This is a genomic window from Streptomyces sp. NPDC049627, from assembly GCF_044465645.1.
Classification (GTDB): Bacteria; Actinomycetota; Actinomycetes; order Streptomycetales; family Streptomycetaceae; genus Streptomyces.
On sequence record NZ_JBITLW010000001.1, the window covers coordinates 372142 to 394171 of the forward strand.

Sequence of the window (22030 nt, forward strand, 5' to 3'; positions counted from 1 at the left end):
TGGACGGGAATCCATCGGATGAACGGGGATCCATCAAACGGTAGCCCGCCACCCGCGACGGCCGACATGCCTGTGACCTCGTGAACGGCGTGGTCTCGCCCACACCGGGACGGCGCGCTCAGTCCGCCCCGCCGTCCGGGGCGCCGGTCGTAGTCCGCCTGGGCCTCGCCAGGTGGTAGACGTGGAACGCCCGGCCTATGACCGGCTGGGCGACGTTGCGCACCTTCACACCCCCACTGGTCATGCCGTGCTCCGTGCCGAGGTGGGCATGCCCGTGCACCGCGAGGTCGGCGCCTGCCGTGTCGATCGCCTCGGCCAGCAGATAGCTGCCGAGGAAGGGGTAGATCTCGGGAGGTTCACCGGCCAGCGTGTCCGGAACCGGCGAGAAGTGGGTGAGGGCGATGCGTACGTCGCAGTCCTGCTCCTGAAGCTGCTCCAGTGAGGCCCGCAGCGTGTCGGCCCGTCGGCGCGAGTACCTGACGAACTCCTTCATGATCGGCTCACCGAACTCTCCGGCGCAGCGGCCCACGAACCCGCCGCCGAACCCCTTCGTACCGGCCACGCCGATCCGCGCGTCCCCGTCGTCCACCACCGTCGCCTGTCCTTCCAGCACCCGCGCGCCCGCGTCCTGCAGCACGGCGGTGACCTCCTCCGCACAGTCGGCGTGGTGATCGTGATTTCCCAGCACCGCGACCACGGGGACCGCCAGGTCCTTGATCTCCCGTGCCACCACCTGGGCCTCCTCGCGGGTGCCGTGGCGGGTGAGGTCCCCGGCGAGCAGCAGGACGTCGGCGCTCTCGTGCAGGGTCTCGAACGAGGGGCGGAGCATGCCCTCGCTCTCGGGGCCCATGTGGATGTCCCCGACGGCCGCGATCCGGATCATTCGACCTCCTCGGCGTGGTCGGGCGCGGAGTTGTCCACGACCACGATGTCGCAGTGCACCGGGTGTCCCAGCAGCTCCGCGCGAGCGGTGCGCAGGACGTCGTCGCGGCACTGGACGGACGGCACGGTGCCGGTCAGCAGGACCGCCTCGCCACGGATCTCGATCCGCACTCCCAGCTCGCCGAGGGGTCCGGCGGCCAGGTGGTCGGTGAGGTGGGCCACGAGGTAGTCCAGGTTCTGCGCTGCGCCCGCGTCGGCGGCGGGCTGTGCGCCGTGAGGGCTCATCGGTGCTCCTCCCGTGGGGCGATCACATGCAGGCGTTCCAGCAGGTAGAAGAAGGCGGCGGGCATCGGCTCGTCCCCGCAGGAGCGCCGTACGTCCTCCCAGTCGACCTTCTCCCGCAGGGCGCGCGCCGCGGCGAGCGCCGGCCCGAAGTCGCAGTAGTGCTCCGAGAAGGGCTCGATCAGGCCCCGCATCAGATCGGTCGGCGCCAGGACGGGCATGTGCACCGAGTCGACCGAGAGCGCCTGTGCCCGGTCGAGGATCTCCGTGGTGACCGGGCGGTGTGCCAGCTCGAAGAGGATGTCGACGTCCTGGCCGAAGCACGCCGTCTTCATCAGCCAGTCCTCGGGCGGCATACGGACCACGAGCCCGGCCTCGGTCAGCGTCTGCGCCACCGCGTCGGCGTCCGCGCCCCGCACACAGAAGTCGGCGTCGTGCTGCAGATGGCCGCTTCCGCCGTGGGCGTACACGGCCACGCTGCCCGCCAGGGCGAACCTGTGCCCCTTCCGTTTCAGCAGAGCGCCGACCTGCTTCGCCGCCTCGAGGATCGCCTTGCTGCGGTCGCGGGGAAGTTCCTCGCCGCTCAGCGAGTGCGTCTCCCCCGGCGACGGCTGGGCCGGGTTCTCGCCGACCGGGCGCAGCTGGGGAATCCCGGGGCGCGGAGCGGGCGTCGCACTCTCCCGGTTCTGCGTCATGACGCCTCCGTTCGCCCTCCGGCCGTCCGGCGCAGGTCCCCGCGGGGACCCCGTGCGGGTTCGAAAGCCTCCGAGTACCCGGCGCTCCCGATTTCGATACGGCACGTCTTGGGCCGGCTCTTCGTGGGCCGACCGCACCGCCCGCTCGCCCAAGGCCGTGCCGAGAGCGGATCAGCTCGCCGTAGCCGCACCAGTGGCGCAAGATCGCGGCGTCTGCCTTCTGGGGCACACCGGGCCGACCACCGTGCCGGTCGTGAGGCCCGCCCGCAGCGTTCGGAGCGACCGCGCGGTCGGCCGCTCCCCGCCCCCGATTGGTCGCGCTCACCGCGGTCACCGGTACCGACGTGCGGACCGCGCTGGGCGGCAGCGTGGCGGTGTACGCCCACGGTGCGAGCGGCCATGTGCAGCACGACCCCCGTGAGGCGCCGCCCGCGACGTTCGGCGCGTCCGCGCGGACGCCCATGCCCCTGGCCGCCTTCGAAGGCGGGCCCGCACAGCCACCGCGGCCAACCCACCGCGTCGGCCGTCCTGTTGTGGAGGGCGGGCGGCCTGGCCTCGTCGGCCGTACGTCCCAGCGGCTCCTCGCGGCACCACGTCGGCAGCGGTTGCGAGTGAAGTGACGCCGGGTCAGGACCCCAAAGCCCCTCTCACGCCGCGGTGTAACCGAGCTGGCGCCGCATGAACGGCGTCATGAGCGTCTTCGCCTTGGCCAGCGTCGTGGTGAGGCCACCGAGGACCGCCGTCTCGCCGCCGGGCACGGGCAGCAGCGTCACTCCGTCGGCCGGGCCGAACGGGACGATGAGCGGGGTGCGGTGGATCGGCCGGTAGAAGCGGGGCTCCTTGCGGTGCTTGCCGGCGTTGTTCAGGTAGGAGCGGATGTTGTGGGCGGCCAGGTCGGCCTGGGCGAGTGCGGCCGGGGTGATCTTGAGTTCGGTGGCGTCGTTCACGTCGCCGACCGCGAACACGTCCAGCCACCCCTGGACGCGCAGCGCCTGGTCGACCTTGACGTGTCCCGACGCGTTCAGCCAGTCCCCGTGACCGGCGAGACGCAGCCAGAGCGTGTTGGGTGTGGTGCCGGTCGCCCAGAAGGAGCGGTCGGCCTCCATGACGGTGCCTTGGGCATCGCGATAGGTGCCGAAGTCGTTGCCGGGGGACATGAAGGCGTCGAGGCGCACCTCCACGTCATGGGACTCCAGCCAGGTCCGTGCCTTGCGTCCGGCCCGGGTGCTGCCCGTGGAGTGCAGCAGTTCCGGCCCGGAGTGGGCGAGCGTGACGCGGGCGTCCGGCCGGGCGAGGCGGATCTCGGCGCTGAGCTCGACGCCGGAGGGCCCGCCGCCGACGACCAGGATGTGTTCGGCGGCGGCGATGTGCTGCTGGTGCGTGGCGAAGGACTTCGCCGCCTCCTCGGTGGTGGTGCCGGTGAAGCGGGCAGGTTCGGGGTAGTCGGCGCCGGTGGCGATCACCAGCACGTCGTACGGCAGCCGCTCCCCCGTCGCCAGTACCACCTGGCGCTCGGTGGTGTCGATGCGGACCGCTTTGCCGACGGCCACGCGGCCGTTGGTCAGCAGCCGGTCGTACGGGATGAAGGGGGTGTACGACCAGTCCCGCCGCACTCCGGCACGCAGGGAGGCGATGCGGTGGAAGAAGACCTCCTTGCGGTCCACCAGCGTCACGCGTGCCGTCGCGTCCAGTCGCTTGGCCAGACGGACGCCCGCATAGCCGCCGCCGATCACCACTACGTCGCCGTCGAGCACGCCGCGTCTCCTGTGCTGGGTGGGGGGGAAGGAGGAGCGGGCGGAGCGGCGGGCCGGCCGCCGTCGGCCACTCCCCGCAGGGAGCGTAGCCCTTGAAACTTAAAGGGGTCGCTGAGGTGGCGTGTGCATTACGTGAAGACTGTGATCCGAGCGGCGGCCGCTGACGTGGCCGCCGTGGCCGCCGAGGTGGCCCCGCAAACGCCGACGTCCAGGCCGGCCCGTGCGGGCCCGCCTGGACGTCAGGTGCGGGGCGATCAGACGAGGTCGAACCGGTCCGCGTTCATGACCTTGACCCACGCCGCGACGAAGTCGTTCACGAACTTCTCCTTCGCGTCGTCGCTCGCGTAGACCTCGGCGAGCGCGCGCAGTTCGGAGTTCGAGCCGAAGACGAGGTCGGCACGGCTGCCGGCCCACTTCAGCTCGCCCGTGGCGGCGTCACGGCCCTCGAACGTGGTCTGGTCGGAGGACGTCGACTTCCACGTGGTGCCCAGGTCGAGCAGGTTGACGAAGAAGTCGTTGGTCAGCGCGCCCGGGGTCTTGGTGAGGACACCGAGCTGCGACTGCTGGTGGTTGGCGCCCAGGACGCGCAGGCCACCGACGAGGACCGTCATCTCGGGGGCGCTCAGGTCGAGCAGGTTCGCCCTGTCGAGCAGCAGGTACTCGGCCGGCAGGCGGTTGCCCTTGCCGAGGTAGTTGCGGAACCCGTCGGCGGTCGGCTCCAGCGCGGCGAACGACTCGACGTCGGTGTGCTCCTCGGTCGCGTCGACACGGCCCGCCGCGAACGGCACCTCGACGTCGAAGCCGGCGTCCTTGGCGGCCTTCTCCACGGCCGCGGAGCCGCCGAGCACGATCAGGTCGGCCAGGGACACCTTCTTGGCGCCGGAGTTCGCGTTGAACTCCTGCTGGATGTTCTCCAGGGTGCGCAGCACCAGGGCCAGCTGGTCGGGGTCGTTGACCTCCCAGCCGCGCTGCGGCTCCAGGCGGATACGGGCGCCGTTGGCACCGCCGCGCTTGTCGCTCGCACGGAACGTCGAGGCCGACGCCCACGCGGTGCTGACCAGCTGCGAGACGGTCAGGCCCGAGTCGAGGAGCTTGGCCTTGAGGGCCGCGACGTCCGCGGCGTCGATGGCCTCACCCTCGGCCTGCGGCAGCGGGTCCTGCCACAGCAGCGTCTCCTCGGGGACCTCCGGGCCGAGGTACAGCGACTTCGGGCCCAGGTCACGGTGGGTCAGCTTGTACCAGGCGCGGGCGAAGGCGTCCGCGAACTGGTCGGGGTTCTCCAGGAAGCGGCGCGAGATCTCACCGTAGATCGGGTCGAAGCGCAGCGAGAGGTCGGTGGTGAGCATCGTGGGCAGACGCTTCTTCGACGGGTCGTGCGCGTCCGGGATGACCGCCTCGGCGTCCTTGGCGACCCACTGCTTGGCGCCGGCCGGGGACTCGGTCAGCTCCCACTCGTAGCCGAAGAGGATCTCGAAGAAGTCGTTGCTCCACTGGGTGGGCTTGGTGGTCCAGGTGACCTCCAGACCACTGGTGATCGCGTCGGCGCCCTTGCCGGTGCCGAAGGTGGACTTCCAGCCCAGGCCCTGCTCCTCCATGGTGGCGGCCTCGGGGTCGGCGCCCACGTGGTCGGCCGGTCCGGCGCCGTGGGTCTTGCCGAAGGTGTGACCACCGGCGATCAGGGCGACGGTCTCCTCGTCGTTCATCGCCATGCGGCGGAACGTCTCGCGGATGTCGCGGGCCGCGGCGATCGGGTCCGGGTTGCCGTTCGGGCCCTCGGGGTTGACGTAGATGAGGCCCATCTGGACGGCGCCGAGCGGGTTCTCCAGCTCACGGTCGCCGCTGTAGCGCTGGTCGTCGAGCCAGGTGGTCTCGGGACCCCAGTACACGTCCTCGTCGGCCTCCCAGACGTCGGCGCGGCCGCCGCCGAAGCCGAAGGTCTCGAAGCCCATCTGCTCCAGGGCGACGTTACCGGTGAGGATCATGAGGTCGGCCCAGGAGATGGACTGGCCGTACTTCTTCTTGACCGGCCACAGCAGACGGCGGGCCTTGTCGAGGTTGCCGTTGTCCGGCCAGCTGTTGAGCGGCGCGAAGCGCTGCTGCCCGCGGCCGCCACCGCCGCGGCCGTCGCTGATGCGGTAGGTGCCGGCGCTGTGCCAGGCCATCCGGACCATCAGCGGGCCGTAGTTGCCGAAGTCGGCGGGCCACCAGTCCTGAGAGGTGGTCAGCACCTCGGCGATGTCCCGTTTCACGGCCGCGAGGTCCAGGTTCTCGAACGCCTGGGCGTAGTCGAACTCCGCACCGAGCGGGTTCGCTACGACCGGGTCCTTGGCCAGGATCTTCAGGTTGAGCCGCTCCGGCCACCACTGACGGTTGCCGCCGCCCTGCGTGGGGTGCGCGGCGCGACCGTGCGCGACGGGGCAGCCACCGGTGCCCTCAGTCTTCGCGTCAGTGACGATCGCATCGGGGTTCTCAGCCATGGGAAACCTTCCGGACTAGGTGGATCACAGTGCTCGGGGTGCACTGCCGGCAGTGGAACAGTCGGGGCACAGGCCCCAGTAGGTGACCTCGGCCTCGTCGATGGCGAAGCCGTGGTGGTCGGACGCGGTCAGGCAGGGCGCTTCACCGACTGCGCAGTCGACGTCGGCGACGGCACCGCACGACCGGCACACGATGTGGTGGTGGTTGTCGCCGATGCGCCCCTCGAACCGGGCCGGACTGCCGGCCGGTTCGATACGGCGGACGAGTCCCGCCGCGGTGAGTGCGTGGAGGCCCTCGTACACGGCTTGCAGCGAGACATGACCTACGCGATCACGCACCCCGGAGGCGATGGCCTCGACACCGAGGTGGTCACCGGCACGGACGGTCTCGAGCAACGCGACACGCGCGGCGGTCACCCGCAGGCCGGCACCGCGCAGCTCCTCGGCGGGGGTGGGAGTCGGGGATGCGGTCATGGCAGACAACCTACCTCGCTAAACACGAATGATTCAAGAAAACGAATGATGAAAGTTTGGGGGGCCGCGCCGGCCCCGGTTCCGTCCGCTAGCGCACATGGCACCCCCCGGCGCCCCCCAAAGCGCGAAAAAACGTCTCTTCCGGCATTGCGGCATGCCTTTCCGTCAAGGCCTTGACGTGGCCGACAGCCCACTCGTACTCGATGGAGGTAATCGCATGCTCGGCAGACATACCGCGGCCGGCCGCCGCGCCGCCCTGACCGTCCTCGGCACTCTCGTCCTCACCGGCGTCCCCTCGGCCGCCGCGGCCGAGCCGCCGCCCGCGTCCAACGCCGCACACACCGTCGGCGCCGACCGGCCGCCGGCAGCGGTGCTGCGTGCCATGGAGCGCGATCTCAAGCTGAAGCCGGGTCAGGCGGCCGAGCGGCTGGTCAACGAGGCGGAGGCGGGCGCCCGTGCCGGCCGTCTCCGCAACACCCTGGGCAAGCACTTCGCGGGGGCCTGGGTGCGCGGGACGACGTCGGCCGAGCTCACCGTCGCGACCACCCATGCCGCCGACGTCTCCGCCATCCGGGCCCAGGGCGCGAAGGCCGCCGTGGTCAAGCGGCCGCTGACCGAACTCCAGGCCGTCAAGAAGAAGCTGGACGCGGCCGCCACCCGCACCAAGACCCGCGACACGCCGGTCTGGTACGTCGACGTGCCGGCCAACCGGGTCGTCGTCCAGTCGACCAAGCGGGCGGCGGCCACCGCCTTCATCAAGGCCGCCGGCCTTGAGGGCAAGGGGGTGGGCGTGCGCCTGTCGGAGCTGCGGCCGCGGCTGCTGGACGACGTGGTCGGCGGCGAGGCCTACTACATCGAGAACTCCGCCCGCTGTTCCGTCGGGTTCGCCGTCACCAAGGACAAGCAGCAGGGCTTCGCCTCGGCGGGCCACTGCGGCGACCAGGGCGACACCACCACCGGCTTCAACATGGCCGACCAGGGCACGTTCCAGTCGTCCAACTTCCCCGGCAAGGACATGTCCTGGGTGGCCGTCAACAGCAGCTGGACCGCCACGGCCGACGTGAAGGGCGAGGGCGGCCAGCGCACGCAGGTCACCGGGTCGGTCCAGGCGCTCGTCGGGGCGTCGATCTGCCGCTCCGGCTCCACCACGGGATGGCACTGCGGCACCATCCAGCAGCACGACACGAGTGTCAGCTACTCCGAGGGCACCGTCGACGGCGTCACCCAGACCACGGTGTGCGCCGAACCGGGTGACTCCGGTGGCCCGTACATCTCCGGCTCGCAGGCACAGGGCGTGACCTCCGGTGGCTCGGGCAACTGCACGAGCGGCGGCACCACCTTCTACCAGCCGATCAACCCGATCCTCAGCGACTTCGGCCTCGTCCTGAAGACCGCGGCCGCCCAGTCCGGCGCCCCCGCCCCGCAGGACAACGCCGCGGACACCTGGGCCGCGGGCCGCGTCTACGAGGCCGGCACCACCGTCACCCACGAGGGCGTCCGCTACCAGTGCCTGCAGACCCACCAGGCCCAGGGAGCGTGGTCGCCGGTCGCCACGCCGGCACTGTGGCAGCGCTTGTAGAAGTCGGTCGTACGACTCTCGCGGTGCGGGGGCCGGCTCTCGCGGTGCGGGGGCCGGCTGGCTCCCGCACCGCCCGCTCCCACGGGCCCGCGGGGCGCTCCGCCTGATCATCGGATCACTGGCCGGAGGTGGTCGGTGGCGTGTTCTCTGTCGCACCGGCCTCCTGCGGCCGTCTTCCTCTGGTCCGCCCTCTCAGAAGAACAGCCAGGGTTCGTGGGGCTGTGGGACGGTCCGAGAGCTCCTAGTCCTCCGCGAGGAGCCCGTACGCCGTCGTGACGAACGGGTCGCGGGCGCGGAAGCGGCGGGTGCACACCGCGGCCAGGGCCGTGTCCGTGTCGGGCCGGAAGCCCAGGAAGGCCTGCTGGCCGAGGGTCGCCCCGCTGTGGAAGTACATGGGGCCGCCGTCCGTGGGGTGCCGGAACCACGCCATCGTGTGCACGTGCCGTCGGTCCCGTCCGCGCCGCAGGACGGGCGTGCGCACCGCCCGCAGCGCGTCGGCCAACGGGGAGCCGGCCGGGTCGAGATGGGCTTCGAGAAAGGTCAGCAGGTCGTGCGGGGTGGCACGGACGGCGCCCGCGGCCTGGAACCCGCCCGCGTCGAAGGGGAGGGCGGGCGTACGGCCGTCCTTGCCGTGGCCGACGGCGTCCGTCTTCGGGTCCTCCGCCGCCAGGGCGGTACCGCTCAGGCCGAGCGGGCGCAGCACATGGGCGCCGAGCAGTTCCTCCCACGCCGTACCGGTCGCGGCGGCGACGGCGTGGCCGAGCACGGCGACGCCGAAGTTGGAGTAATGCCACCGGGTGCCGGGACGGTGCCGGGGGCGATGGCGCAGGAAGGCGTCGGTCACGCACTCGGCCGGATAGCGGCCGTAAGGATTGGTACGCCACGCGGGAAGCGCCCGCCGGTAGAAGTCGGCCGGCAGGGCGGGCAGCCCGGCGGTGTGCGTGACGAGGTGGGCGAGCGTCACCGGGTCCGGGCCGGTGTGCCGGGCCGGGTCCAGGCAGGCGGCGGCCGGCTCGCCGCCGGTCAGCACCCCGCGCCGGATGAGCTGGGCCAGCAGGAGTCCGGTGAACGCCTTCGAGGCCGAACCTGTCTCGTAGCGCAGGTCCTGCCGGGGGACCGAAGGGGACGGGCCGGTGCCGCCGCAGTGCAGGATGCGGCGGCCGGACCGGGACATCGCGAAGACGACGTCGGGCGCGTCGACGGCTTCGACGGCCCTCTCCAGCCGATCCCGCACCGCCTCGTCATCGGTGCCGGCGGCGCCGCCCGCACGGGCGTGGTCCATGGCGTCCGCGACGCCCGGCCAGGGCGTGGGCCGACCGCTCATGACGGGGTGTGCGTCAGCTCGGTGAGGGCACGGGAGGTGGCCAGCACGGAGGCGAAGGCGGCGACCAGCGTCGGGTGGTAGACGACGTCGAACACCTCGTCCGGTTCGCCCTGGGGCATCGTCCGTACGGCGGGCATGGCGCCGTCGGGCTGCTGCGCGGCGGCGAAGCCCTGCCAGGCCCGTTCGTCCAGGGTGGGGCGGGGCAGACAGGCGTCGACGACGAGGAGTTCGCCGAGCAGGTCCCAGCGCTCCAGGTCCAGCCAGTCGTCGATCCAGACCGGCAGCCAGATGGCGAGGTAGTCGGCGATGTCCGGCGGCAGGCCCTCCGGGCGCGCTCCCCAGTCGGTGAGGTGGAACACCGTGTGGGTGACGTCGTAGGCGATGTGTCCGCTGACCGTCCAGGGCTCGGGGGTGTGGCCGAGCCAGGTGGAGCCGACGATGTCCGCTTCGGGCGTGCGGGGCGTGAGGCCGAAGCGGCGCTGGAACGCGGCCAGTCCGAGGCGCCGGGTCGGGTCCAGTTCGAGGGCCGACCAGCTGTCGAGCCGGTGGTAGAAGGCGGTGGCGCGCTCCACCTCGGGCTCGCTGTACCCCAGTTCCTTGTACGGGAGGTACACCTCGAACGGGATGGGCGACAGCGGTTCGATGCGCTGGCCGCGCACCAGCATGCGCCCGCCGTCCAGGGTCTCCCGCCACGTGTGGTCGAGGAGCCTGCGGGCCAGGTCGGCCTGGCGCGAGCCGGCCACGCCTTCGCGGAAGAGGACCCGGCAGATCAGGGCCAGTTCGCCGACCGGTTTGAACCGCTCGAGGAAGCCCACTTCCGGGTCGACGTCGGGCTCCAGGCGGAATCCGTCGCGGTGGGCCCACAGCCACTCCAGGGCGCGGACGCCGACGGTGTGTATGAGACGGGTGTCGGTCATCGGGGCGCTCCTTGTCCGCCGGTGAGGCATGTGACGGTCTGTGCCGCCGCGAAGGCGGCCATCAGGGTGGAGTGGTAGCAGTGGCGGAAGTCCGGCTCCGGACCGGCTCCTGCACCGTCCTGGCCGGCCCGCTCCGGGAGTGCTCCGGAGGGGCACTGCTCCCCCGCGATCCGGGTCCAGGCGTGCTCGAGGGTGGGGAGATCGGGCGGATCCGGAAGGCTCGTGGCGACCACCAGCAGCTCGCAGCTCAGGTCCCACATGCCGGCGTCCAGGCAGGTGTCGAGCCAGGGCGGCAGCCAGTGGGCCAGGTAGGCGGCGAGGTCCGCGGGGACGCCCGCGGGGGTGCGGCCCCAGTCGGTGAGGTGGAAGACGACATGGGTGAGGGCGTACCCCGAGGAGCGCTCGAACGTCCATGGTTCCGGAAGTCCGCCCAACCAGGTGCGCCGCAGTGCCTGCTCGGCCCGTTCGGCCTGCTCGGGCCGGTGGATGCCGCTGCGCCGCTCGGCTCTCAGGACGCCCAGCCGACGGGTGGGTTCGTGCTCGGTGAGCCGCCAGCTCCGGGTGCGGGCCGTCGTCGCGGCGGCGGCCTCGTACCCCTCGTGCCTGAACCCGGCCGCGGCGAAGACGGAGTAGATCTCCAAGGGGTAGGTCGCGAAGGGCTCCAGCCGCTGGAGCCGCAGGAAGAGGTCACCCCGGCCGGTCTCCTGCCAGGCGAACCGCAGCAGGTCGGACGCGCACGCGTGCAGCGGGTCGTGGGCCGGGGTGTGTGCCCGTACGCTCGCGCACGTCTGGGCCAGTTCCCCGAGCGGTTTCCAGGTGGCGTCCACGTGGCCGTCCCGGGCGAGGGCGTCCTCGCCCAGGGCGAAGTCGTCGCGGTGCGCGGACAGCCACGCGAACGCGGCGGCTCCCACTTCCCGGATCTCATCGGTGCCCAGGGCGGTCGTGCCCAGGGCGGTCATACGAGCGCTCCGGCCGTCCGGATGACGCGTGCCGCCTGTACCTGGAGGGCCACGCGGGGGTCGCTGCCGCCCATCAGCTCCACGAAGTCCAGCCCCGCCTCGAGACCGAGGGAGTCCGGTACCCCGTCGAGCAGGGTGAGCCAGCGCCCCGCCGAGGCCGCCTGCTGCCAGTCCCTGCGGCGCACCGCCCGCACGAAGCCCCGGGCCACGTCGACCGGGCGGCGCCGGGCCGCGCGCGTCACCGCGCAGTCGTCGCCGGGCACTGCGAGGGGGGCGAGGACGGCGAGTTGATGAGTCAGCACCTGCCAGGTCGCCCGGTCGAGCCAGTCGGCGTCGGGTTCGGCGGCCTCGTCTCCGAAGGCCGCGCCGGAGGTGTCGAGTGCGCCGGGTGCGCCGGTCACGGGCGTGTCGAGCCGCCGCAGTGTGCGGCTCATCGCCCAGTGGCTCCACCGGACGGTGGGGGCCGCGTCGGCGCGGGGCGGGAAGGCCTCCACCGTCTTCCGGAACACCGCGAGTGCCTCCGGGTCGGGCGGAGTGGGGAAGAGTACGTGGGGCAGCAACAGGTCTGCTCCCACTACGCGTACGGCCGCGAGATCGAGGCTTCCCCCGGCCTCGTCCACCGCTTGGGTACCGGACATGCGCACGTGGTCTCCGCCCCGAAGGGCGGAGACCACGTCGGACGCAAGGTCCTGCACCGCGCCCTGCAAGAGGGCGGAAGTGCCTGACTGCTCCATTCAGCCGCTCCTGTCGGTCCGTCAGCCCTTCTTGGGGCGAGGGGTCGGCGGGGACAGCAGCAGCTTGGTGTCCGCGGAGAGCAGCGCCAGGGCGGCGCACTCCCGGCTGTCACGGTAGACACCGTCGGGTTCGGCGGGGTCAAGTGCCGCGTCGAGGTCGCTCCGGACGCCGGTGAGGTCCTCGATCGCCTTGTCCATGGAAGGCATATCACCATCTCCTCTGGGGTCAGCCATAGCCTCCACAACCCAGAGCACCACACAGTCACAAAGCGCGCATCTTTTCCCACAAGCCCCCATAGGTCACGGATTCAACATCCCGACTTCGCCGCCACCCCATGACCGGCGCGCCGCGCAGGCGCGGATGCGGCTTGCCGTGCACATGAACGCCCGCAGGTGGCCGTCCAGTTGTTCCCGGAAGAGTGAAGGGCGCAGGGGCGTTGCTCGACTCATCGCCCCGGAGCTGGCACCGTACACGCGCATGAAGTCGTATAAATCCGGGCAAACCGAAAGCTCGGTGCGCTGGAGGCTCGTGCTGGCCAGCACCACGATGCTCTTCGTCGAGCTGGCACTGATCAGATGGGCGGGCGCCAACGTCGTCCACCTCAGCTACTTTTCGAACTTCATCCTGCTGGGGTCGTTCCTCGGGATCGGCATCGGCTTCCTGATCCCCGCCGCGCGCGGGCAGTGGCTCAAACGCTGGACGCCGGTCCCGCTCGCGCTCCTCGTCGTCCTGGTACGCGCGTACCCGGTGCAGGTGCGTCAGAGCAGCAGCGAGGTCATCTACTTCACCGCGGTGAAGACCACCGGCCTGCCCCAGTGGGTGACCCTGCCGGCCATCTTCCTGCTGACCGCGGTGATCATGGCAGGCATCGGCAAGATCACCGCCGATCTCTTCCGCCAACTCCCCTCGCTCGACGCCTACCGCTACGACCTGCTCGGCAGCATCACCGGCTCGGTCTCCTTCGCCGTCCTGTCCTGGCTCCGCGCCCCCTCGGTCGCGTGGGGGGTACTGGCCGCCGCGGCCCTGCTGGTCCTGGGCGGACGCCGCAACACCCTGTGGTACTCGGTTCCCCTCACGGCGATGGTCGCCGCGCTGTTCCTGGAGTCGACCACGGCCGGCATCTCCTGGTCGCCGTACTACAAGATCCAGCTCAAGCCGTCGCCGACGGCCAGCCGGACCTATTACATCTCCGCCAACGGCGTCCCCCACCAGAGCACCGCGCCGTTGCCGGTGCTGATGCGGGAGAACTCGCCGTACCGGCAGGCGTACGACCAGACACCCGACAACCCGCACAAGCGCGTGCTGATCATCGGGGCGGGCAACGGCAACGACGTCGCGGTCGCGCTGGCGCACGGAGCGGAGCGCGTGGACGCGGTCGAGATCGATCCCCGTCTGCAGGAGATCGGCAAGCAGCTGCATCCCGCCAGGCCGTACGACGATCCCAGGGTGCACGCCTACATCGACGACGGACGGGCGTTCCTGGAGCGGACCGACGCCAAGTACGACCTCGTGGTCCTGGCGCTCCCGGACTCCCTGACCCTGGTGTCGGGGGCGAGCAATCTGCGGCTGGAGAGCTACCTGTTCACCCGGCAGGCGTTCGAGGCCGCGCGCGATCACCTGGCGCCGGACGGCGCGTTCGCCATGTACAACTACTACCGCAAGAGCTGGTTGGTCGACCGCTTCGCCGGCGACCTCGACGCTCTCTACGGTCACGCCCCCTGTATGACGACGTTCAAACGGAACGCGGCCGTGCTGGTGGCCGGGATGACGCCCGCCGACCAGGCCTGCAAGCAGGTCTGGCAGCCCGGCGGCCCGGTCCCGGCGGCGGCGAGCGACGACCACCCCTTCCCGTATCTGCTCCACCGGACCATCCCCACGCTCTATCTGGGTGCCCTGGGCGCGATCCTGCTGGTGACGCTGCTGTCGGTGCGCCTGACCGGGGTCCGTATCCGCAGCACGGTCCGTTATGTCGACATGTTCCTGCTGGGCGCGGCCTTCATGCTGCTGGAGACGAAGAACGTGATCGGCTTCGCGCTCTACTTCGGTACGACGTGGCTGGTCAACGCCCTCGTCTTCTTCGGCGTTCTGCTCTCCGTCCTCGCGGCGGTCGAGGTCCGGCGCAGAATGCGGCGGGCCAACCAGCTGCTGCTGCAACTGCTGCTCTTCGGCTCTCTCGCGGTGGCCTGGCTCGTTCCGACACAGGCCGTGCTCTCGCTGCCCTTCGCCGGACGGCTCGCCGCCGCCATCGCGCTGGCCTTCGCCCCCATCTTCTGCGCCAACCTGATCTTCTCGGACCGCCTCGCGCAGGCCCCGGACCCGACGGCCGCGTTCGGCGCGAATCTGCTGGGCGCGCTGACCGGGGGCGCACTGGAGTACCTCGCGTTGGTGACGGGCTATCAAGCGTTGCTGCTGGTCGTCGCCGTGCTGTACCTGGGGGCATGCGTCGCCATGCGGTTCGCCGGGCGGGGACCGGGCGGGCAGCCGGCCGAGGTGCCGGGCGAGACGGTGGCCGCCAAGACCTGACGTACACACACTTCAGGACCCCGCACAGCGCAGGACCCGCCGGGCGCGCCCCCGGCGGGTCCTGTTCATGGTGCGGCCGGCTCAAGCAGCCAGCGTGGAGACTCTCTGTCCGGCCGGCTCGGGTTCGAGGACGCGTTCCGCCAGGTACCCGAAGAACACGCCGAACGCAGCCCACAGCACTGCCTGGACGCCGATGGCGGCCAGACGGAACTCCCACAGGGTGGTCGCCGGGAAGCCGTGCGGCACGTTCTCGCCCGAGGGCAGGAACACCATCGCGACGGTCAGCGCCGCAAGGAAGGCGGCTCCGGCGACGACCGACGCGTTCCAGTTGCCCAACGTTGCCGCGAGTCGGCGGCCGAGCAGGACCGCCGCGATCGCCAGCAGGACGCTGAGCGCGATCATCAGGAAGAACAGGGCGGTCCGCTTGTCGAGCGTGTCGGGGTTGCCGACCGCGGGCGGATTGGCCGGGTACTTCAGCATCGGCACCAGATACCCGGCCCCGAACGCGGTGAGCGCGGTCAGCGCCGCGGTGGCGCGCGCCCCGAACCGGCCGATGCGGCCGAGCGCGAAGCAGAACGCGAGAGCGGCGATGCCGCCCACCGCGACCCCGTACACGAGGACACCCGTGGCCAGGCCGGCCGTGGACTGGAGGGTCCGGCTGACCAGTTCCTCGCCTCCCGCCTCGTGGTGCGAGTGGCCGGATTCGAAGGCGATGGCCGCGTCCACCGGTCCCTCACCCACCAGATACGCGAAGACCAGCGCCGGTATCCCGGCGACGAGCCCCGCGAGCATGCCGCGCACCAACAAGGCACGCACGACAGTGGAGTTCATCGGTGCTTGCCCCGCCTCAGTGGCAGGGGAAGCCGAGCAGGTGGCGTGCGTCGTGCACCCACTCGTGGACGCCCTCACCGGAGAGGACGGCGGTGGCGCCCTGCTCGGCGCCGACGAAGTAGAGCAGCACAAGCATCAGAACGCCGAAGAACACCGCCCACGGGGCGATGGCCCGCAGCGGCAGCGGCTGGACGGCCTGGGTGGTGGGGGTGGGGGCAGCGGTGGACTGCGCCATGGCGAGACCTCCTCCGGGAACACGCGTCCCGCATCGTGTGGAGCACTCGACGACGGCGTTCGGGTCTGACTCGCCACCACCTCTCGTCGAGGGGTGGCACACAGTGGCGCGACCGTGCCGGACTTGCACCGGGCTTCCGTTGCGCCGTCGTCCTGTCGACCAGATGGTAGGGGCAATATCCGATCCGGCCAACATGGCGTACGCCACCTACGATGGGCGGCCGATGCCGTGGACCTGCCGCGAAGGGGATGTCATGACCGTCCGGTTGATGCTGGTGTGCGCCGCCGCGCCGACGGGACATGAGGTGCGGTTCGCCGACGCCGTCCCCGATGAGCGGGCGCTGAAGCAGGCGCGCGCCCTCGCCGATGCCCTGCCCTCGGCCCAACTCCGGTGCACGGCGCCGTCGCAGCGGTGCCGCCTGACGGCCACGGCCCTGGGGTGGGACGCCGTTCCGGTCGAACCGGGGCTGCGTGAGCTCGACATGGGCCGCTGGCGGGGCCGCACCCTCGACGAGGTCGCGGCCGACGAGATGGACGCGCTCGCCGCCTGGTCGACGGATCCCCATGCCGCGCCGCACGGAGGCGAGTCCGTGGCCGAGCTGTGCCGGCGGGTCGCCGCCTGGACCGATGCGCTGGCGCCCGACGCGGGGCGTGTGCAGGCGGTGGTCGATCAGGCCGTGGCACGTGCCGCGGTGATCCATGCCCTGTCCGCCCCGGAGCGGTCCTTCTGGCGCGTCGACGTGCCGCCGCTGGCCGTCGTCCGGCTCACCGGCCGGAGCGGGCGCTGGAACCTGCGGATGGGAACACTCGCCGACGCGACGGCCGCCGACGGCGACTGAGCACGCCGCCGCTCTCGCGCCGCGCCCGCCGCTCCCCTGTCGGCCGGACACGGTCACGGGTGGTCGGGCCGGTGCACGTGCCGTTCAGTGCACGTGCGGGCCGCCCGTCACCCGCGGTTTGCCCCGCGGTACGAGCGCCAGGGCGACGACGGTCCCGGCAGCGGCCGCCACCGCGCAGACCGTGAACGCGTCACCGAAGCCGCCCGCCGTGCCCCGCTCGAAGCCGGAGGCCGCGACGGTGGAGACGACGGCGACGCCGATCGAACCGCCCACCTCGTGAAAGGTGTTGACGACTCCTGAGGCGAGCCCCGCCTCCCGGTGGTCCACCATGGCCAGGGCGGTGGTCGTGGCGGTGACGAAGACCGCGCCGAGGCCTAGGGAGGCGACCACGAAGCCCGGCAGGAGTCCGGCGTACACACTGCCGGTCTCCGAGAGCCGCGTCAGCGGGACGCTGCCGGCGGCCGCGACGGCCATGCCGGTGACGGCCGTGGGGCGGCTGCCGATCCGGCCGACGAGGCGGGAGCCCAGGTGCGCGCCGATGCCGGTGGCCACGGCGACGGGCAGGAAGAGCACCCCGGTCCGCAGCGGGCTGAAGCCGCGGATGTGCTGCAGGTAGACGGATCCGAGGAAGAAGTACGCGATCAGCAGGGCCGTGGCGATCAGCATCAGGAAGGCGCCGGCCAGCACCGGCCGCCGCGTGAACATCCGCAGGTCCATCAGCGGCGCACGGGCGGCTCGCTCGACCGCCGCGAAGGCCGCGTACGCCGCCGCCGCACCGAAGAGCGGCAGCAGGGCCGAGGTGTCCGCCCAGCCGGTGTCGCCCGCCTCGACCAGGCCGTAGATCAGCGCCGCGGTGCCCGCGGTGACGAGCAGTGCGCCGGGGACGTCGAGCCGTGCGGGCCGGGGAGCGCGGGCCGGGACGAGGACGGGCAGGGCGGCCAGCAGAAATAGCCCGACCGGCACGTTGACGTAGAAGACCCACTGCCAGCCCGGTCCGTCGGTCAGAGCGCCTCCGAGGAGCACACCGGCCGCGGAGCCGGTGCCGCCGATGGCCGCCCAGACGCCGAGCGCCTTGTTGCGTTCGGCGCCGTGGAAGGTCGTGGTGACGAGGGACAGCGCGGCCGGGGACAGCAGCGCCGCGCCGACGCCCTGGCCGATCCGGCCGCCGATCAGCGTCGGGGCGTCCTGGGCCAGCCCGGTGACCAGTGAGGCGGTGGTGAAGAGCGCGAGCCCGGCGAGCAGGGTGCGGCGGGCGCCGAGGGCGTCGGCGAGCCGGCCGCCGAGCAGCATCAGTCCGCCGAAGCAGAGGGTGTAGGCGGTGACCACCCAGGTCAGCGTCTCCCGGTCGAGGGCGAGGTCGGCCGCCATGTCGGGCAGGGCGACGTTCACGACGGTGACGTCGAGGATCAGCATGAACTGGGCGAGACAGATCAGCGCGAGGGCCGTCCAGCGGCGCGGGTCGGCGGGCGGGTGAGGAGCGTGTTCGGCCGTGTGCGGCGCATCGGCTGCGGAGTGGGTCATGAGGAGTCCTTCATGAGCAGGGGTGGTGACGGGCCCTATCTGAACCATACTGTTCAGTTCACATGAACTCAACCGTACAGTTCAGATGGGTGCTAGGGTCGTTTCATGAGCGTGGACAGCGTCAAAAGGCCGCCGAGCGGGCCCCGCGCGGAGCTCAAGCGGCAGGCCATCGTGCGGGCCGCCCGTGAGCTGTTCCTGCGGGAGGGCTTCGGCGTGGGAATGGACGCCATCGCCGCCGAGGCAGGCGTGTCGAAGGTGACCGTCTACAACCACTTCGGCAGCAAGGAAGCCCTGTTCACGGCGGTCATCACGAGCGCGCTCGACGAGCCGCTCGCCGGGGAGTCGTCGGCCGCGCTGGAAGGCCTGGCCGAGGCCGAGGACCTGCGGGCCTCCCTCGTCGAGGCGGCCCGCACCTGGGTCCACGCCGTCCGGACCAACCACGAGGTCACCGCCCTGCGCAACCTCGTCGCCGCCGAGATCCACCGCTTCCCCGAGCTGGGCGAGGCCTGGCGACAGCGCGGCACGGAAAGCCACCACCCGGCGGTCGCCGCCGCCCTGCGCGCCCTCACCGAGCAGGGGCGGCTGGAGATCCCCGACCTGCAGGTGGCGATCATCCAGTTCTACGGGCTGCTGGTCTTCCCCCACATGGTCTTCGGCTCCTACGGCACACACATCGACGAGGACCTGACGGACCGTCTCATCACCAGCGGTGTCGACATGTTCCTCGCCCACTACGGTCCGCCGGGCAGCGCATAGCGGCGGACCGGGCCCGGCAGGGGCGGGCACCGAGCGGTACCCGCCCCCGGTCCGAACGGCCGGTGGGCCAGTGGGTCAGACGGTGGCGGGCAGCGGCTCGGAAGCGGGCGGTGCCGTCAGCCGGCCGGTGCGGTGCAGGCCGTACAGGGCGGCGGCGCACGCCAGGCCGAGCGCGCACAGCGTGACCCATGGCAGCGCGGGCATCCCGGCCGTGCGGGCGGCGTCGAGCGCGGCCCCCGTGCCCAGGTTCCCGATGGTGATGCCGATGCCGCAGATCGTGTTGTACAGCCCGTAGTGGGTGGCGACGAGGCGGTCACCGCAGAGGCGGACGATGGTGTCCATCTCGAAGGGGTAGGCGATCATCGTGCCGACGGCCAGCAGCAGCGCGGCGAGCGTCGGCGGCACCGCCGCGAGCAGCCACAGCCCGGTCCCGGACTCCGGTACGGGCACGGCGCCGGCCACCAGCAGGGGCACGAACGCCAGACCCATCGCCGTCAGCCCCCGCACGAGCGCCTGCCCGGGCTCGTACCGTGCCTTGCACCACGCCGTCACGCGGGTCTGGCCCAGGATCGTGCTCAGCCCGGACGCCGCGAACAGCACCGCCACCGCGACCGTGCCGAACTCCCCGTCCCCGCCGAGCCGGCGGACCTCCAGCGGGAGCGCCAGGTAGACCTGGAAGGACAGGACGTACGAGCCGATCATGGCGACGGAGAACAACAGGAACGGCCGGTTGGCGAGGATGCCGCGCCACTGGGCGAGCACGCTCCGACCGCCGTCGCGCTCCTTCCGGCCGCTGTCCTCGGCCCGCCGGGCGGGCAGCGCGCGGATCTGTACGACGCTCAGCAGGGCGAAGATCCCGGCCGCCACCAGGCAGGTGACGCGGAAGTCCACTCCGGTGAGCACCATGCCCACCAACGGGCCCAGCAGGATCCCGGCCTGATAGAAGACGTTGAACAGGGCGAACGCCTCGACCCTGCGCTCCCCCGCGTCGGCCGCGAGATACGCCCGTACGGCCGGATTGAACAGCGCTCCGGCCAGCCCGGTGGCCGCGGACGCGGCCACCAGCGCGGGCAGCGAGTCCACCAGTCCGAGCGTCGCGAAGCCGAGGGTGCGCAGCACACATCCCGCGACGATCATCGGCTTGTAGCCGAGCCGGTCGGCGAGCGTGCCGCCGACCAGGAACATGCCCTGCTGGCTGAAGTTGCGTACGCCGAGGACGAGTCCGACGACCCAGCCGGCCAGACCGAGCGTGCCGGAGAGGTGGGCGGCCAGGTAGGGCATCAGCATGTAGAAGCCGAGGTTGATGGTGAACTGATTCACCATCAGCAGCTGGACACTGCGTTCGTACGACCGCACCTGCGCGAGCAGCCCCTTCACCGGCCCTCCTCCTGCGAGGAGCCGGGCTCGACGCCCGGAGCGGCCTCGGCGCCACCCTGCCGTGCGCCCGGCAGGGTGAGGGGGTCGACCACGGTGGTGCACCGGCTCCAGCGGGTGACCTCCTTCTCGTCCAGGCGGGCGATCAGCTCGGGTTCGGGCGCCGCCGGGGAGTCGAGCAGGCCGTGGGCGGCGCAGTAGTCGTCGTCGTAGACCGTCCCCAGGTACCGCTGGGGGCCGTCGGGGAAGACGGCGACGATCCGGGCGTCCGCAGGCATCGTCCGGGCCAGCCAGCCGGCCACCAGCGCGACCGCGCCGACGCTCCACCCGCCGGTCGCGTAATGGGAGGCGGCCAGTTGGCGGCACGTCCACACCGCCTCGTGCGGGGCGACCCAGTGGACCTCGGAGAAGGTCTCGTAGGCGACGTTGCGGGGGTGGATGCTGGAGCCGAGTCCGCGCATCAGGCGGGGCCGGGCGGGCTGACCGAAGATCGTCGAACCCGTCGTGTCCACACCGACGACGGTCAGCTCCGGGTAGAGCTGGCGCAGGACGCGGGACACGCCCGCGGAGTGGCCGCCGGTGCCGACGCTGCACACCAGGACGTCGATGTGGCCCATCTCGGAGGCCAGTTCGAGGGCCAGCGGCGTGTAGGCGGCGACGTTGTCGGGGTTGTTGTACTGGTCCGGGCACCAGGAACCGGGGCACTGCTCCAGCAGCCGCTGCACACGGTCGCGGCGGGCCTGCTGCCAGCCGCCGCTGGGATGCGGCTCGGAGACGACGTTGACCTGGGCTCCGTACGCCGTGAGCAGCCGGGTCATGGACAGCTCCAGGCCCGGATCGGTGACCAGGGTGACCGGGTGGCCGTACACCATCCCGGCCAGGGCGAGTCCGAGCCCGAGGGTCCCACTCGTGGACTCGATGATCCTTCCGCCGGGGCGCAGGTCGCCACGGGCCCGGGCCCGCTCCACCATGTGCAATCCCGGACGGTCCTTGATGCCGCCGGGGTTGAACCCCTCGAGCTTCGCCCAGAACCCACGCCCGGCCGGGGCCAGCGGCTGCGACACCCGCAATAACGGGGTGTTGCCCACCAGGCCGGACAGGGCGGACCGGCCCGAGGCGACTGCGGCCTTGGTCAATGACTGCATGTCTGTGTTGTCACTCTCGCTCGATGAATGCAGATGACTGCACGTGCGGGTTCATCTCGCGTCCCACGGCGCCAGGCGGACAGCGGGTCCGTGGTCATGCCGTGGATGCGCGGCAGCCGACGCGATCGGCCGGCTGCGAGCGAGTGGTCTAGATCCGCCACCGCGACGTTCGGACGAGCGCCGCGCGGCCGGTGCGTGCGCTGCGACGTCTGCGGGAGGCGTGCCGTACGAGGGGCCGCCCCACCGACAGGAACACGGCGACGAGTACGACGACGGCCGGTACGCCGAGGGGAAGATCCTCCCCCGCACGGGCCGCGGTACGGACCATCGCGTCCGCCGAACAGTCCTCGATCCCGTGCGGGACATGGTGCCCGTGAGGGTCCTCGTCCGTGACCGTCGCCGAGACTCCGGCCGGCACGGGCACCGACGCGTGCGCCTTCTCGGGCAGGCCGTGCATGACGGCGCACAGGATGAGCGCCATCACGAAGGTGCCGCGGAGCGCCGGACCGAGTCGGCGCCACAGGGGCGTGGGCGTGGGGGGATGTGTCGGCACAGGTCCTCCGTGCTGCTGCCCCGTCTCCGGCGAGGCCGGAGTCGGACGCAGCCATGGGATGGTGGCAGGACGGCTTCGACGAATGTGACGACCCATCATGAACACGGGGCACCACGCCCGTCGCGCGGTACCAGCCGAACCGGTGACACCCGGCGGCCGGTTGGAGGACGTCGGGC

23 protein-coding genes and 1 riboswitch are annotated in these 22030 nt (G+C 71.7%); of the genes, 5 read left to right on the forward strand and 18 right to left on the reverse strand.

What is annotated here, in order from left to right; genetic code table 11:
• Window positions 1–118 precede the first annotated feature (118 nt).
• The 3 genes from ACIBU0_RS01745 to ACIBU0_RS01755 are packed head-to-tail and all read right to left on the reverse strand — an operon-like array spanning window position 119 to window position 1859.
• Window positions 119–883, reverse strand: a complete 765-nt coding sequence (locus ACIBU0_RS01745) for a metallophosphoesterase (RefSeq protein WP_398810067.1) — start codon at window positions 881–883, stop codon at window positions 119–121.
• Complete coding sequence (locus tag ACIBU0_RS01750; RefSeq protein WP_398810069.1) at window positions 880–1167, reverse strand: hypothetical protein; 288 nt, start codon at window positions 1165–1167, stop codon at window positions 880–882. Before ACIBU0_RS01750 ends, ACIBU0_RS01745 begins: the two co-directional genes overlap by 4 nt.
• Window positions 1164–1859 (reverse strand): hypothetical protein, encoded by a 696-nt coding sequence (locus tag ACIBU0_RS01755; protein ID WP_398810072.1) that lies wholly within the window; start codon window positions 1857–1859, stop codon window positions 1164–1166. The genes ACIBU0_RS01750 and ACIBU0_RS01755 overlap by 4 nt, the downstream gene beginning before the upstream one ends.
• A 311-nt stretch (window positions 1860–2170) precedes the next feature.
• On the opposite strand from ACIBU0_RS01755, the gene ACIBU0_RS01760 reads away from it, so the two are divergent.
• Window positions 2171–2479, forward strand: a complete 309-nt coding sequence (locus ACIBU0_RS01760; protein WP_398810075.1) for a hypothetical protein — start codon at window positions 2171–2173, stop codon at window positions 2477–2479.
• A gap of 27 nt (window positions 2480–2506) precedes the next feature.
• On the opposite strand, the gene ACIBU0_RS01765 is transcribed toward ACIBU0_RS01760, so the two are convergent.
• The 3 genes from ACIBU0_RS01765 to ACIBU0_RS01775 all read right to left on the reverse strand — a co-directional run bounded on the left by ACIBU0_RS01765 (window position 2507) and on the right by ACIBU0_RS01775 (window position 6564).
• Complete coding sequence (locus tag ACIBU0_RS01765; RefSeq protein ID WP_398810077.1) at window positions 2507–3613, reverse strand: NAD(P)/FAD-dependent oxidoreductase; 1107 nt, start codon at window positions 3611–3613, stop codon at window positions 2507–2509.
• A 254-nt stretch (window positions 3614–3867) separates the two neighbouring features.
• On the reverse strand, window positions 3868–6090 hold the full coding sequence (gene katG, locus ACIBU0_RS01770) for a catalase/peroxidase HPI (RefSeq protein ID WP_398810080.1): 2223 nt from the start codon (window positions 6088–6090) through the stop codon (window positions 3868–3870).
• A gap of 24 nt (window positions 6091–6114) precedes the next feature.
• Window positions 6115–6564 carry a Fur family transcriptional regulator gene (locus ACIBU0_RS01775; RefSeq protein WP_398810083.1) on the reverse strand — a complete coding sequence of 150 codons (450 nt, stop codon included), beginning with the start codon at window positions 6562–6564 and terminating at the stop codon, window positions 6115–6117.
• 217 nt (window positions 6565–6781) lie between these two features.
• On the opposite strand from ACIBU0_RS01775, the gene ACIBU0_RS01780 reads away from it, so the two are divergent.
• Window positions 6782–8143: an alpha-lytic protease prodomain-containing protein gene (locus tag ACIBU0_RS01780; RefSeq protein WP_398810085.1), complete on the forward strand. Its 1362-nt coding sequence runs from the start codon at window positions 6782–6784 to the stop codon at window positions 8141–8143.
• A 241-nt stretch (window positions 8144–8384) separates the two neighbouring features.
• On the opposite strand, the gene ACIBU0_RS01785 is transcribed toward ACIBU0_RS01780, so the two are convergent.
• The 6 genes from ACIBU0_RS01785 to ACIBU0_RS01810 all read right to left on the reverse strand — a co-directional run bounded on the left by ACIBU0_RS01785 (window position 8385) and on the right by ACIBU0_RS01810 (window position 12623).
• Window positions 8385–9467, reverse strand: coding sequence for a serine hydrolase domain-containing protein (locus ACIBU0_RS01785; RefSeq protein WP_398810087.1), 1083 nt, complete (start codon window positions 9465–9467; stop codon window positions 8385–8387).
• Window positions 9464–10384: a DUF6895 family protein gene (locus ACIBU0_RS01790; RefSeq protein ID WP_398810090.1), complete on the reverse strand. Its 921-nt coding sequence runs from the start codon at window positions 10382–10384 to the stop codon at window positions 9464–9466. The genes ACIBU0_RS01785 and ACIBU0_RS01790 overlap by 4 nt, the downstream gene beginning before the upstream one ends.
• Complete coding sequence (locus ACIBU0_RS01795) at window positions 10381–11343, reverse strand: DUF6895 family protein (protein ID WP_398810093.1); 963 nt, start codon at window positions 11341–11343, stop codon at window positions 10381–10383. Before ACIBU0_RS01795 ends, ACIBU0_RS01790 begins: the two co-directional genes overlap by 4 nt.
• Window positions 11340–12077, reverse strand: coding sequence for a hypothetical protein (locus ACIBU0_RS01800; RefSeq protein ID WP_398810095.1), 738 nt, complete (start codon window positions 12075–12077; stop codon window positions 11340–11342). The genes ACIBU0_RS01795 and ACIBU0_RS01800 overlap by 4 nt, the downstream gene beginning before the upstream one ends.
• Before the next feature lie 21 nt (window positions 12078–12098).
• Complete coding sequence (locus ACIBU0_RS01805) at window positions 12099–12284, reverse strand: hypothetical protein (RefSeq protein ID WP_398810098.1); 186 nt, start codon at window positions 12282–12284, stop codon at window positions 12099–12101.
• Between the two features lie 93 nt (window positions 12285–12377).
• Entirely contained in the window at window positions 12378–12623 is a 246-nt protein-coding gene (locus ACIBU0_RS01810; protein ID WP_398810101.1) for a hypothetical protein, read from the reverse strand.
• On the opposite strand from ACIBU0_RS01810, the gene ACIBU0_RS01815 reads away from it, so the two are divergent.
• Window positions 12607–14601 (forward strand): spermidine synthase, encoded by a 1995-nt coding sequence (locus ACIBU0_RS01815; protein ID WP_398810104.1) that lies wholly within the window; start codon window positions 12607–12609, stop codon window positions 14599–14601. The genes ACIBU0_RS01810 and ACIBU0_RS01815 overlap by 17 nt on opposite strands.
• A gap of 81 nt (window positions 14602–14682) precedes the next feature.
• Here ACIBU0_RS01815 and ACIBU0_RS01820 read toward each other — a convergent pair whose 3' ends face one another.
• A complete protein-coding gene (locus ACIBU0_RS01820) occupies window positions 14683–15432 on the reverse strand; it encodes a CbtA family protein (RefSeq protein WP_398810107.1) in 750 nt (249 codons plus the stop codon).
• A gap of 16 nt (window positions 15433–15448) precedes the next feature.
• A complete protein-coding gene (locus tag ACIBU0_RS01825) occupies window positions 15449–15667 on the reverse strand; it encodes a CbtB-domain containing protein (protein WP_398810110.1) in 219 nt (72 codons plus the stop codon).
• 63 nt (window positions 15668–15730) lie between these two features.
• Window positions 15731–15805: riboswitch (cobalamin riboswitch) on the reverse strand.
• Between the two features lie 115 nt (window positions 15806–15920).
• Between ACIBU0_RS01825 and ACIBU0_RS01830 the strand changes: the two genes are divergently transcribed.
• Window positions 15921–16505 (forward strand): histidine phosphatase family protein, encoded by a 585-nt coding sequence (locus ACIBU0_RS01830; protein ID WP_398810112.1) that lies wholly within the window; start codon window positions 15921–15923, stop codon window positions 16503–16505.
• Window positions 16506–16589: 84 nt separating this feature from the next.
• Here the strand turns inward: ACIBU0_RS01830 and ACIBU0_RS01835 are convergent, their stop codons facing one another.
• Complete coding sequence (locus ACIBU0_RS01835) at window positions 16590–18026, reverse strand: MFS transporter (protein ID WP_398810115.1); 1437 nt, start codon at window positions 18024–18026, stop codon at window positions 16590–16592.
• A gap of 105 nt (window positions 18027–18131) precedes the next feature.
• On the opposite strand from ACIBU0_RS01835, the gene ACIBU0_RS01840 reads away from it, so the two are divergent.
• A complete protein-coding gene (locus tag ACIBU0_RS01840; protein WP_398810117.1) occupies window positions 18132–18782 on the forward strand; it encodes a TetR/AcrR family transcriptional regulator in 651 nt (216 codons plus the stop codon).
• Window positions 18783–18857: 75 nt separating this feature from the next.
• On the opposite strand, the gene ACIBU0_RS01845 is transcribed toward ACIBU0_RS01840, so the two are convergent.
• From ACIBU0_RS01845 to ACIBU0_RS01855, 3 genes are all read right to left on the reverse strand, one after another.
• Entirely contained in the window at window positions 18858–20159 is a 1302-nt protein-coding gene (locus tag ACIBU0_RS01845; RefSeq protein ID WP_398810120.1) for an MDR family MFS transporter, read from the reverse strand.
• Window positions 20156–21301 (reverse strand): PLP-dependent cysteine synthase family protein, encoded by a 1146-nt coding sequence (locus tag ACIBU0_RS01850; RefSeq protein ID WP_398810123.1) that lies wholly within the window; start codon window positions 21299–21301, stop codon window positions 20156–20158. Before ACIBU0_RS01850 ends, ACIBU0_RS01845 begins: the two co-directional genes overlap by 4 nt.
• 148 nt (window positions 21302–21449) lie before the next feature.
• The gene (locus ACIBU0_RS01855; protein ID WP_398810126.1) at window positions 21450–21854 is read right to left on the reverse strand and encodes a hypothetical protein; all 405 of its coding nucleotides are present in this window, start codon (window positions 21852–21854) and stop codon (window positions 21450–21452) included.
• Window positions 21855–22030: the final 176 nt, after the last annotated feature.